This window comes from Niabella soli DSM 19437, from assembly GCF_000243115.2.
In the GTDB taxonomy this organism is placed as follows: domain Bacteria; phylum Bacteroidota; class Bacteroidia; order Chitinophagales; family Chitinophagaceae; genus Niabella; species Niabella soli.
The window spans coordinates 2262187-2274485 of the sequence record NZ_CP007035.1 but is presented as its reverse complement, the minus strand read 5'-3'; the positions used below and the strand labels follow the sequence as shown (position 1 = coordinate 2274485).

The 12299-nt window shown below is 44.6% G+C and carries 14 protein-coding genes; 10 read left to right on the top strand and 4 right to left on the bottom strand.

What is annotated here, in order from left to right:
* Positions 1-12: 12 nt before the first annotated feature.
* From NIASO_RS09685 to NIASO_RS09650, 8 genes are all read left to right on the top strand, one after another.
* Positions 13-537, top strand: a complete 525-nt coding sequence (locus NIASO_RS09685) for a DinB family protein (RefSeq protein ID WP_008585387.1) — start codon at positions 13-15, stop codon at positions 535-537.
* Positions 538-547: 10 nt separating this feature from the next.
* Positions 548-853: an RNA polymerase alpha subunit C-terminal domain-containing protein gene (locus tag NIASO_RS09680; RefSeq protein ID WP_008585386.1), complete on the top strand. Its 306-nt coding sequence runs from the start codon at positions 548-550 to the stop codon at positions 851-853.
* Complete coding sequence (locus tag NIASO_RS09675) at positions 846-1271, top strand: SRPBCC domain-containing protein (protein ID WP_008585385.1); 426 nt, start codon at positions 846-848, stop codon at positions 1269-1271. The genes NIASO_RS09680 and NIASO_RS09675 overlap by 8 nt, the downstream gene beginning before the upstream one ends.
* A 28-nt stretch (positions 1272-1299) precedes the next feature.
* The gene (locus NIASO_RS09670; RefSeq protein ID WP_008585384.1) at positions 1300-1692 is read left to right on the top strand and encodes an iron chaperone; all 393 of its coding nucleotides are present in this window, start codon (positions 1300-1302) and stop codon (positions 1690-1692) included.
* A 20-nt stretch (positions 1693-1712) separates the two neighbouring features.
* Positions 1713-2573 (top strand): VOC family protein, encoded by an 861-nt coding sequence (locus NIASO_RS09665; RefSeq protein ID WP_008585383.1) that lies wholly within the window; start codon positions 1713-1715, stop codon positions 2571-2573.
* Between the two features lie 139 nt (positions 2574-2712).
* Entirely contained in the window at positions 2713-3141 is a 429-nt protein-coding gene (locus NIASO_RS09660) for a VOC family protein (RefSeq protein ID WP_008585382.1), read from the top strand.
* A gap of 33 nt (positions 3142-3174) precedes the next feature.
* Positions 3175-3696 (top strand): DinB family protein, encoded by a 522-nt coding sequence (locus NIASO_RS09655; protein ID WP_008585381.1) that lies wholly within the window; start codon positions 3175-3177, stop codon positions 3694-3696.
* A gap of 15 nt (positions 3697-3711) precedes the next feature.
* Positions 3712-4500, top strand: a complete 789-nt coding sequence (locus NIASO_RS09650) for an alpha/beta fold hydrolase (protein WP_008585380.1) — start codon at positions 3712-3714, stop codon at positions 4498-4500.
* A gap of 11 nt (positions 4501-4511) precedes the next feature.
* On the opposite strand, the gene NIASO_RS09645 is transcribed toward NIASO_RS09650, so the two are convergent.
* The 3 genes from NIASO_RS09645 to NIASO_RS09635 form a co-directional block, all read right to left on the bottom strand.
* Positions 4512-5111 (bottom strand): hypothetical protein, encoded by a 600-nt coding sequence (locus tag NIASO_RS09645; protein ID WP_157547227.1) that lies wholly within the window; start codon positions 5109-5111, stop codon positions 4512-4514.
* A gap of 129 nt (positions 5112-5240) precedes the next feature.
* Positions 5241-5900, bottom strand: a complete 660-nt coding sequence (locus NIASO_RS09640) for a hypothetical protein (RefSeq protein WP_025298854.1) — start codon at positions 5898-5900, stop codon at positions 5241-5243.
* 46 nt (positions 5901-5946) lie between these two features.
* On the bottom strand, positions 5947-6783 hold the full coding sequence (locus tag NIASO_RS09635) for a ThuA domain-containing protein (protein WP_008585377.1): 837 nt from the start codon (positions 6781-6783) through the stop codon (positions 5947-5949).
* Positions 6784-7361: 578 nt separating this feature from the next.
* Here NIASO_RS09635 and NIASO_RS09630 point away from each other — a divergent pair.
* Together NIASO_RS09630 and NIASO_RS09625 are read left to right on the top strand one after the other, a co-directional pair.
* A complete protein-coding gene (locus NIASO_RS09630) occupies positions 7362-9902 on the top strand; it encodes a TonB-dependent receptor (RefSeq protein ID WP_044046302.1) in 2541 nt (846 codons plus the stop codon).
* Between the two features lie 3 nt (positions 9903-9905).
* On the top strand, positions 9906-11447 hold the full coding sequence (locus NIASO_RS09625) for a PepSY-associated TM helix domain-containing protein (RefSeq protein WP_008585375.1): 1542 nt from the start codon (positions 9906-9908) through the stop codon (positions 11445-11447).
* On the opposite strand, the gene NIASO_RS09620 is transcribed toward NIASO_RS09625, so the two are convergent.
* Positions 11444-11857, bottom strand: a complete 414-nt coding sequence (locus tag NIASO_RS09620; protein WP_008585374.1) for an OsmC family protein — start codon at positions 11855-11857, stop codon at positions 11444-11446. The two genes, NIASO_RS09625 and NIASO_RS09620, sit on opposite strands and share 4 nt — an antisense overlap.
* Between the last annotated feature and the right edge of the window lie 442 nt (positions 11858-12299).

The following is a 12299-nucleotide window of genomic DNA, read 5'->3' as shown; positions in this document are numbered from 1 at the left end:
AACCAAATATGTATGGAAGCCATAATTATTGATGCTGATAATTTGCAACAGGAGTTGGCAACAGCAACGGATAAGTTTGTTGACCTGCTGGGAAAAGCGCCTGACAATTATTTTAACAGCACTCCTTTTGAAGGCAGTTGGACGCCCGGACAGGTGGGCGAGCACGTACTGTTATTTTTGTCGGGCATAGAAAGCGTACTGCAATTGCCGGGATCGGATGTAGCGCGTCCCATTGACCAATACCGGTCCCTGCTAAAGGATATTTTTTTAAATTTCGAAAAAAGATATGCGGCACCACAGAATGTAAAACCTTCCGGTGGTCCTTTTGATAAAGGACAGTTAATCGGGAGCATAAAAGATAAGGCTGCAAATATTGAAAAAGATATAAAAGAAAAAGATCTTTCCCGGATCTGCACCGGGGCGCCCTTTCCTACCATTGGGGAAATGACAGGATTAGAATGGGTCTACTTTGGCATTTACCACCTGGCGCGGCACACCTACCAACTGGAGAATATGCAGCCCTATTATATAAAATAAAAGTGGCACAATGGCAAAAGCAACGTTACGAACCTGCCCCAACGGGCATCAATATCATAAAAGCAGTGATTGTCCCGTATGCCCGGTTTGTGAAGCGGAGAAAAAACCCAAAGAAGGGTTTCTTTCAAAACTGGGAGCACCGGCGCGGCGCGCATTGGAGCGGGAGGGGATTACCAGTGTAAAAAGGTTAGCCGCCTATACCGAAAAGGAAATATTAAGCCTGCATGGAATTGGCCCGTCCAGCCTGCCGGTGTTGCAACGGGCATTAAAAGAGCAACAGTTGGATTTTAAAAACAAAAAAGAGTTGTATGGATGATTTGCAAGATCCAATAACGGTAGAAGTAATTGTAAACAGACCAATAGCAGAAGTTTGGAGGAAATGGACCACTTCGGAGGCAATTATGCAATGGAACCTGCCCATGGAGCATTGGCATTGTCCCAAAGTAGAGAACAATATAACAGGAGGGGGAAGTTTTTGCTTTAGGATGGAGGCAAAAGACGGTACGGAGGGTTTTGATTATAGGGGGGTCTACAATAAGGTGGTCGAAAAACAATTGATCGAAGCCATCTTAAGTGATGGCAGGAGGACCGTAAATAAATTTATTCCGGGGGAGGGATTTACAACCGTGATTGAATCCTTTGAGCCCGAACGGGAGCTATCTGCAGCAATGCAGAAAAGCTTTTGCCAATCGGTGCTGAACCGGTTTAAAGAATATGTTGAAAAGAAAGGATAATTTCTTCACTTTTTATAAATAGGTAATTATGGGGCCTGTAAAATTTTCGACGGTAAATGAGTATATCGGTACTTTTTCGGGGATACAGAAAAAGAGGCTTCAGGAATTGCGCAGGATTGTAAAACAGGCAGCGCCTGCAAAAGCAACCGAGGTGATCAGCTATAATATGCCCGCGTTGAAGGGGAACAAAGTGCTGGTGTACTATGCGGCCTACCCGAAGCATATTGGTTTTTACCCTACCGGCAGCCCGGTCAAAGTATTTGCAGCAGCGCTGAAGAATTACAAAACCTCAAAAGGGACCATACAATTTTCATTAGAAGAACCATTACCTGCAGAGCTTATTAAAGAAATAGTAGCTTACCGGATAAAAGAGGATAGCGCTATTTTACCTTCAAAAAAGAAGGCGGGTTCAAAGAAATAAATTTTTAAAACCAAATAATAATGAACAATCTTATTTATCCCTGTATCTGGATGGATGGTACTGCCCGGGAAGCTGCCGGATTTTATTCCGGTATTTTTCCAGCTACTAAAATAACGGCTGATGCAGGCATTGTAACAACCATCGAATGCAGTGGTCAGAAAATGATGCTGCTGAATGCGGGGCCGCAGTTTCAACCCAACCCTTCCGTATCTTTTCTGATCGCCAATGAATCAGAAGCAGAAACAGAACGCTTGTACACGGCGCTTGCAGAGGGAGGCATTGCGCTGATGCCACTGGACAGTTATCCCTTCAGTAAAAAATACGGATGGGTAAAAGACCGTTTTGGTATTACCTGGCAATTATACACCGGCGAAAAGGGGAATACAGATCAGTATTTTACGCCCACTTTAATGTTTGTTAACCAACAGAACGGAAGGGCGAAAGAGGCCATCGCTTTTTATACTTCCTTGTTCCCCAATTCAAAAACGGAAGGTATCATGGAATACCCGCAGGGTGGGGAAGATACGGCCGGTAATGTACAACATGCGCAGTTCAGTATTAACAATTATACAATGGCCTGTATGGATAGTTCCCTGGCACATCAATTTAATTTTGATGAAGGGATATCGATAGTGGTGGAGTGCAGTACGCAGCAGGAGATCGATAAATATTGGAATACCCTAACGGCAGACGGTGGTGCAGAAAGCCGGTGCGGCTGGCTGAAAGATAAATTTGGACTGAGCTGGCAGATCGTCCCGGTACAACTGGGGCAACTGATGGGCAAAGGCGAACCCGAAAAGAGCCAGCGGATGATGAATGCATTAATGCAAATGGACAAGCTGGATATTGCGGCGTTGGAAGCTGCTTATAACGGCAAATGATTATTGGTGAAAAGAGAATGGTGAAAAAGCACAAACTCACGTTTGACGCTTCACTTCTTACGATAACATACGCTACTTTACAATTAACAGAAAACTAAATATTGGAATCAGTCTTTTTTAAACTATTAAAATAATCACAATGGCAAAATTAAATCCCTATCTGAATTTTGATGGAACGGCGGAAGCAGCGTTCAATTTTTACAAATCGGTTTTTGGCGGGGAGTTCCGGGGCGGTGTCATGCGTATGGGTGACGCGCCCGGCTGTGAAAATCTTTCTGCAGATGAAAAAAGCCGGGTCATGCATATTGCGCTTCCTATTGGAACCGACATGCTGATGGCATCGGATATCGTGCCGTCTATGGGGCATAAACTAACGGTGGGTAATAATAATTATGTCAGCATTTTTCCGGAAAGCAGGGAGGAAGCCGATCGCCTATTTAATGGTCTTTCAGCAGGAGGAACTATTGAGATGCCGATGCAGGACCAGTTTTGGGGCGATTATTTCGGAAGCTTTACGGATAAATATGGCGTGGGCTGGATGATCAATTACTCGGCGCAAAGTCATTAATAATTTACAACGTTTTTTATTAAAATAATTATCATGGACGCAAAAAGCAAATTAGTGCACATTGTAATACCTGCCTTCCGGATGCACACACAAAATTTCAATAACGCGTTCGATGGCATTACGGAAGCGGATGCTTTAAAGCGCATAGAAGGAAGAACCAATCACATCGCATGGATGGCAGGCAACCTGGTGAATTGCCGTTATTGGCTGGCAAATATCCTGGGAATTGCAGATGCAGACCCCAATGAACAGTTGTTTAAGGAAGCAAAGGCGCTTGATGCAACGGCTGTTTATCCCACCCTGGATGCGCTGAAGCAGCAATGGCATATCATTTCTCCGAAATTATTTGAGCGGTTGAAGAATGCCACCGATGAGGACCTGTTGTCCGGCTTTAACTTTCCGATGATGCCCTCCTTCGTGCAGCAGAATAAGCTGAATATGGTGGGTATGAGTATTGACAGGGAATCGTATCTTTTCGGACAGATCGGTCTGATGCGCCGTATCCTTGACTACCCGGGGATGAAATATGAGGTGGATGAAAGTATTAATTATTAAAATAAAATAAGAAAGATGAATGAACGCCAGCCGGCTGCGTCAGGATATGCTGCAGTGAACGGGATCAATATGTATTATGAAATTTATGGAAAGGGGGGTGTGAATTTGCTGCTGGTCCATGGCGGTGGATCTACGATTGAAACCACTTTTGGAAGACTGATCCCTTTGCTGGCGGATCATCTGAAAATCATTGCCGTGGAGCTTCAGGGACATGGGCGCACCAATGACCGGGAGGGCCCCGAAAGTTTTGAGCAGGATGCGGAAGATTGTATCGCACTGCTGCAGCAGATAGGGATCGCAAAGACTGCTGTGCTGGGATTTAGTAATGGGGGCAACACCGCTATGCAAATGGCCCATAAGCAACCGGCGCTGATCGATAAGCTGATACTGGCTTCTACTTTTTACAAGCGGGAGGGTTTGCCGCAGGGCTTCTTCGATGGGATGGCGCAGGCTACCATTGAAGTAATGCCGCAGGCCTTAAAAGATGGTTTTCTGAAATGGACGCCCGATGAGCAGAAACTGCAAACGATGTTTGAAAAAGACAGGAGCCGTATGCTGCATTTTGAAGATTGGGAGAATTCGATATTGACATCCATCACTATGCCAACCTTGATCGTGAACGGGGATCAGGATGTCATCACCACGGCGCATTCGGTCCAGATGCAGCAACTGGTAAAAGGTTCCAGGCTCCTGATACTGCCGTCGGTGCATGGCAGTTACATGGGGGCCGCGGAAAGCCCGCCCGACAAGGGCTACGTGCTTTCATATTTTGCAGCGATGGTCAATGATTTTTTAGCAGGCTGATGAATGGACGCTTACTTGCCATAGCCGATATCGATCATCGGCGATTCAAAACTTGCAACGAATCCTCGTGATTTATTTTGTTCATTTGAAATAATCGGTAACCACATTCTTAGTTTATATTTCCCGGACGCTAAATTTATTGTGGGTTTTTTCAGATACCAATTGTCTACATTGTAAGGTGTTTCAACGTGTTTTACCCGTTTTATTATCAGGTGCATTTTACAAATGCTATTTACCGGTATTGCGATATATTCCAGCATTTTAAGATCGGTTTTTTCTTCTTTCCCGTTTATATAAAGAGCATCGGGGTAAACAGATTCTGATCGGAATTTCCATTTTCGATCTGCTCGGTGAATTTCTAATAAAGCATCATTTGGTATTGCAATATTAAGACCCCGTTCATTGTATAAAGCAACTGATAATTGGTCCGCAATATTTTTAATGGCAATTGCTTTGCCGGAATTGTTTTTTACGATCAGTATAAAATGAATGCCATTGCTGGAAACTGTTTGTTTGGCATTAATAGCAGTGCTAACAGTTACGATGTTTTTATTGGTAGTCAGGGGGCTTTCCATTCGATTAAATTGAATCTCACCACCTGATTGTGCCATACCTGCTCCATTGCCAAAAAACAGGTATAGAAATAATGTAGCCGTGCAACCTATTGTTTTTCTCATTTGAAGGGTTTTAATGTTCTGAATAGTCCGGCTGCTCAAAAAAGATGGCCAGTGTCGTAATGATTACCGGCCATAGGCTATAACCATTTTGGGCGTTTCTAATAGGATAGAAGACCATGCTTGATTATTATTGCATGCCCGGGAGAATAGCCCCATTGTTAAAGCAAATCGGTAACGCCCTCTTTTAAAAGCTTCCTTTTTCGTGAGTTTTTTATCACACACAGTAGGAGCATAAAGGTTTATGGTATAAGCTCCGGCAGCGGGTATGGTTATTATTTGTGTTTCAGTCAAATCTATATTTTGTTTTTTTCCGTTAACAAGCACATCGCCTATTTCAAAGGGCACTTTGCCCAGAAACCATTTTTGTCCGGGCCTGAAGTCTCTTGGGTTTCTGGAAACATCCAGTGGTATTAATGCCTCGGGATCATCTGGATAAATCGTTAAACTCAATCTTTCCAAAACATTATTTGCCATTATATCACTAGCGGAGTGATTGACTAATTTTATTGAGAATCGCACTCCTTTAGTGGAAGCGGATTGTTTGGGATCAGTGATCAGCCAGGCTTCAAGAGGCGCTGTTTCCGGTTGTTGAATTAGTGTATCTCCGGAAATTATTTTTAAACTGGTTAGTTTAATCTCCTTTTCATTTTGCGAGTAGCCGGAATAGCAAGTTAGAGCAACTGCAAAGAATAAAAGAACTATTGTAAGCAATCGTTTTTTCATATTATACTGACGCAGGCAATTGCTTTTTCCACAACAATTAATAGGATTACTTTTTCCCGGCCGTTTTTTTCCGGCCCAGCCAAAGCAGCGCATTAATGATTAATTTATTTTGCATGGGGCTGCTGAAAGTGGAAGAGAGCTCTTTATTGGTTTTGTTTTCATAGTCCATGTCGTTATGCCCCATATTTACATAAACCATCCTGTATTTTTTATTACTCCATGCAACGGGGTAATAGCCGCTATGCCAGATCTCCTGTGGCTTTGGCCCGGTGCCTAAAGGAAAACTGCTGCTGTCGATAGCCGCCAGGATGTCGATATCCGGATTGTTCCTGAGGTCGTGTTGCCAGCGGTACCATTCATTCGGCGCTGAACGAAACGTGGAAGGTAATCCTTTTGTAACGGGATGCTTTTTGTCTGCCACCCGGAGTATCGCCGCGGTTGGCCGCCAGGTATTGCTTACATAATTGCCGCATCCAAGAAAATCATTATTGTACCAGGACCAGTTGTCGGGGTAAGTGGAGTTCGGCAAGGCAAACGCTGAAAAATGAAATCCCATCCATGCGCCGTCTTTTTTCATGTAGCGTTCAAATGCCGCCCGCTGTTCTGTTTTTTCCGGGCGGGTATCCAGAAATAACACCACGTCATAATGGGCAAGGAATGAGTCGTTGAGATTGCCCCAATTATTAGTTGAATTATATTGAAAATGGTATTGCCGGGCCATGGCCGGAAACCAGCGGTTGGCCTCGTGCACAAAACTAATATGCGCCAGGTCGTTTTGGGCGGTGTAAAAAGCAATTACTTTAAAAGAAACCTGCGCGGATAATGTACAGGCTGTTGCAATCCATATAACACAAAGCACGCCGGTTTTTAATGCTGCTAACATAGATTGCAAGTTATGTTTTTTTGGCGGGCAAGACGTGAAGGCGATGAGAATAAGCGATTAAAACCAAAACCCCACCTGAAGGTTCCCGTGCAGGCTCAATTATTTCCCAGCAGGTTTTTGCAGATCTGCGCGGATTTTTTCTGCGTACATCTGCGAGATCAGCGGGAAACTTAAATCGAACGTAAGTAAGATCGGAAAAACCTTTCTTCTTCCATTGCTGACTACATGATAAGCACAACTTCATTCGCGCGCTATATACAACGAAGTCTTTTAAACCACATAGGAATAGTAGCAATCATAGCGCTTGAAGCGGCATAGATTCCGCCAAAGGCGGAAGATAGCTAGTGTGTCTTTATGTTTCCTGCTATCTATTATATTCTATGTGTCTATGTGGTTAAAATAATTCCGTTGTTTTTTTTAATTATGCCTTAATATAATGCGATCGGATTAGCGGCACTGACTAATACCCATTTGTCATTTGCTAAATCCGGAATTTTTTTTGTGCGTTCATTTTCCGCATATCGGAAACAACATGGTGTTGCTGCTGAATAGTTTTGTGCCGCAAAAATAAAATGCGAATGATGAACAAATATATGTTGGCGCTTTTACTGCTCTGCAGCGCCTTTGTAGCAACGGCTCAAAATTGTGGAATACAGGGGCGTGTAACAACAGTCGACCGGCAGCCCGTGGGTCGTATAAGTATCGTGCTGAAAGACACTAAATGGGGAGCAGTGTCGGATGATGATGGTAAATACCATATTAAAAATATTAAGCCCGGGGATTATGTAGTGGAAGTGTCCTTAACCGGTGATGTGAAGGAGCGGAGAACAGTTTCTTTAAACCCCGGCACCAATTTGGAGCTGAATTTTTCGATTGGCGAAACCACTAAACAGTTGGATGAAGTAGTGGTGGAAACCAATAAGATCATGAACCGCGCCAGTTTTTATTCGAATAAATTACCGCTGGCCAACCTGGAGAATGCCCAGGTAGTTACTTCCATTCCGGATGTGATCTTGCGCAAACAAATTGCCATGAGCCTGGAGGATGCCATGAAAAATGCTACCGGGGTCACCAAGCTTTGGGATGCTACCAGCCGGCCCGATGGCGGATCGCTGTTTGTGAGCCGGGGGTTCATGACCACTACAAAGGCCCGCAATGGATTGCCGAATATTGTAAACACCAACGTGGATATGGCCAATCTCGACAAAATTGAAGTCATCAAAGGGCCATCCGGTACCTTGTATGGCAGCATCATTAATTCTTATGGAGGGTTGATCAATCGCATTACCAAACGGCCTTATTTTTATAACGGCGGTTATGCAGATGTAGCGTATGGGTCCTATAATTTTATGCGGGCTTCTGCTGATGCTAATTTTGTATTGCAGCAAGATAAAATGGCGGCCCGCATCAATGTGGCCGGCCAAAACCAGGATAGCTGGCAGGACGCTGGTTTCCAAAAAAGCTATATCATCGCCCCTGCTTTTTTATACAAACCCAATGACCGTTTTACATTGAATGCAGATGCGGAGATCGTGGGTTCGGCAGGTAACAGCAACGGTGGCAATTTTATGTTCATTCTTACGCCTTCGATGATCAATGGATCGCTGGCAGCAATGCTATCGCAGCGTTATCCCAATGACCCCGGGACGGTAAGTGCCATTATGGCAAATGCGCCCAAAACCATAAAAGAGGCCTTTGGAACCGATAACGTAAAGGATATTAAAGTGGATTATAACCGGTCCTTTATTTCAAATGATCTGTATTCCAAAACTAATACGAACTCCTTTTTTGCCGATGCCAGCTACAAAATTTCACCGCACTGGACCTCACAAACGGCGCTTACGTATAGCCTGAGTCATAACAATGGGTACATGCCGTTTCAATACCTGTTGCCGAATTACCTGGCCAGCTTCCTGAAATCGTTTACCACAACCGGCAACGCTGATTTTGGAACCCCCGGAGCTGATAGTGTGTCGCGTATGGTGTGGCGCCCTGTGGGAACCACCAAAACGCTGGATCTGCAGCAGAATTTTGTTTCAGACTACAGTTTTGGCTCCATCCGCAACCGGGCGGTTATCGGCCTCGATTATTTATCCTATCGGTCCGATGTTACCTATTACTATTTTAACGGATTGCTGCACGGGATGGTACCCTATCCTTACCTGTTTGATGTAGTAGAGGCCAACGGGCAGCCTGCATCCAATAGTGTTTTTAATAAACCGAACGTTGACAATGCTTATGCAACAAGGACCGGCGGGGTTTCATCATCTGTTTATAACCAGCATTCTTCTGTTTTCAGCGGGTATGCCAATAATATTACCAATCTGACCGATTATCTTATTGTATCGGCAGGCCTGCGGGTGGATCGTTTTGAGAACCTGCAATCAGATAAAATACAAACAAAGCTTTCACCCAAGTTTGGGTTGATCTTTATGCCGGTGAAAGATCAAGTGTCGCTTTTTGCCAATTATCAAAATGGGTTTACCAACCAGTTTGGGACAGACAAAAACAATAAAGCATTTGATCCGGAAGAAGCCAATCAAAAAGAGGTGGGAGTAAAGTATGCGTTGTTGGGTAATAAACTTACCGGGAGCATCAGCTACTACAATATCCTTGTAAAAAATATAGTGCGCCCCGATCCTTCGGATGCTAATTTCAGCATACAGGATGGCGAACAAAAAAGCAAGGGTGTGGAAGTAGAAGTGCTGGCGAATCCTGTAAGCGGCTGGACGGTTTTGTTGGGCTATGGATATAATGATAGCAGAATGCAAAATGCCGGCGCGGACGTGAATGGCCTGCGCCCCGTGTCCGCCGGTCCTTATAACACTTTAAACTTCTGGACGAATTATTCGTTTACAAAAACCGCTTTAAAAGGACTGGGCATAGGAGTGGGGGCGAATTATTCCGGGGAGTCTTTCGCGATCAATAGCAACGATGACGGCCAGTTGTGGCTGCCTGCCGCTACGATATTGGGCGGGCATTTGACCTACGACCTCAGGCATTTCCGGATCGCAATGAAAGTAAATAACATTACCAATCAACGTTATTGGAAAGGCTGGTCCAATTTTATTCCCCAGCAACCGCGCCAATTTATAGGAAGCATTGCGTATAAATTTTAAACCATGGAAACAGGTAAAATAAAAAAGCGGGGCTGGGCCACTCACCAGCAGCGGTGGTTTGGTAAATGGCACCTGTACCTGGGTATTATTGCCGGCGCTGTTTTGAGCCTTGTGGGGCTTACCGGCAGCATTCTTGTTTTTGGAGATGAAATTGACCGGGCATTGAACAAGGAACTTTTTCATGCCCTGGAGCAGCAAAAGCGCTATAGTATTGAAGAGATTGCGGCGATCGTACCACAAAAATATCCCGATAAGAAGATCGACTATGTATACCTGCCCCAACAGGGAAACCCTAACATTACTTATGTATGTTATAACTTTGCAAACGAGGAACAATTTTTTATTAACCCTTATACGGCGGAACTGGCAGGCAAGCGATTATATCATAGTTCCTTTATAGGGTTTGTAACGGAACTACATACTAATTTGCTCATCTCCGGTTGGGGACAATATGTTGTAGGTCTGGCCACTTTATGTTTGCTGATCCTTACCGTAAGCGGGCTGCGGTTATGGGTGCCGCAGCAATATAAAAAATGGAAACAGTGGAAATCGGTGCTTACCATAAATTTTAAATCGGGCTTTAAAAGACAGAATTACGATTGGCATAATGTGCTCGGTATTTATTCTGCCCCGGTGGTCGTGGTATTGTCGTTAACAGGTTTTGCAATGTCCTTCGGGCCCGTGTTCATTGCTTTTTTATTTATGCTCACGGGCAAGTCTCCTCAATCAGTACAAGAGGTCTTTAACCTGAAATCGGAATGGGTGGCGGGCGCTCAAAAGTTATCACCCGTTACCGCCGCTGCGGTAGCTAAAAATAAATTCCCGGAGGCGGTGCTCAGGGGTGTTGCGTACCCTGTTGATAAAGACGGGGCCTATCGTTTTGATATGTCCTCCGCTGGTGTTTCAAAAGAAGGAAACCGCATTATGGTGGGGGTTGACCAGTATAGCGGCAAGGTGCTCTTAAATAGTGAAACAGATTTTTCCAATATTGCCAATAGCTATCTCACCTGGATCGTGCCCCTGCACCTGGGCAGTTTCGGAGGAATGCCTACACGTATTCTGGCTTTACTGGGCGGGTTGATCCCCCTGGCGTTGTTTATAACCGGCTTTATTGTATGGTGGCCGCGTTTTAAAAAACAAAAAGGAAAGAACAGGGCTGTGCCACCGCGCCCATCTAAAGATGAAACACTATTACAGGCTATAAAGGCGCTGGCCCCGGGTCCTTATTTTGCTTTTTATTTTAAGAGAGGAATAAAATACGGCGCGTTCCTGCTGGTCGGCGTTTTCCTGTCGGGACTATTATATGGTTTGTTATCCGGAATCTTATTGCAGCCTGCAGTATTCTCTGTATTGTATACCGGCATATCATTGATCATTAATTTTATGATCGCCTCTGTCGTGTTTATTGCCGCCTATCTGCTGCCCTTGTTGTTCAGGAGCAGTTACAAACCAGCGCTGAAATATTTTTCGCTGTCGTTTTCGTTGCTATTATTATTTGCGCCGTTTGTTGCCGCCATTGCCTTGTTATCGAAGCACCTGTTCTAGCTCCAGGCGCCCCAGTCGGTGGTTACAACAATATCCGGATGCAGGCTTTTGGCTACCGGGCAGGTATTGCCGGTATTTTTTAAGATGGCAATGGTTTTGGGATCAAGTGCCTCCAGGTTTTGGGGAATATGGACCTTCAGGTCGATCCCGCTCACTCGTCTGGGGTCGGCGGCCATTTTCTTTAAAACTTCAATACGCACATCGTTTAAATCGAAATTCATCGTGCAGGCTTTGATACCCATTACAGTGATCATGCAGGTAGCCAGGCTGGTGGCCAGCAGGTCGGTTGGCGAGAACCGTTCACCTTTTCCGTTATTATCAACTGGTGCATCGGTTTCAAAAGAAGAGCCGCTTTTCAAATGCGTGCAGGTAGTGCGGAGATCGCCGTTATAGAGTACTTCTGAAGTCATTGTAGATTAATTTAGTAGCGTAAAGATAGTTTTTTTGAGATCGCTGAAAGCGATAAAATAAAGGTTCGAGGCTGCAAGCCTCGAACAGCCTGGGATCGGTGAAAGCAACTTTCAGCCGGTAAGGCGGTGAGACGGTAAGTTTTAGGCGATTGAAAAAAAATATCTTCCCGTCTTTCCGGATTCCCGGCCAATCATTAGTATAAAATTTTGATCTGTGGATATCTGAGAAATCTGTGAGCCAATTTTTCATAGGAGATTACACGGATACACAGAAGGAAACTGCTGCCTATTGCCGGGCTAATCAGAAAACAAGCAACGACGAATTCGGCAGGGAGGATTTTTATCCTTACCGGCCAAAATCCCGCGAACAATCCGATGCCCCTTATTGTTAGTTCAAAGGCTGCCTGATGCGGAGGGTTTAGTTCCGCTTGAAGCGGAACCG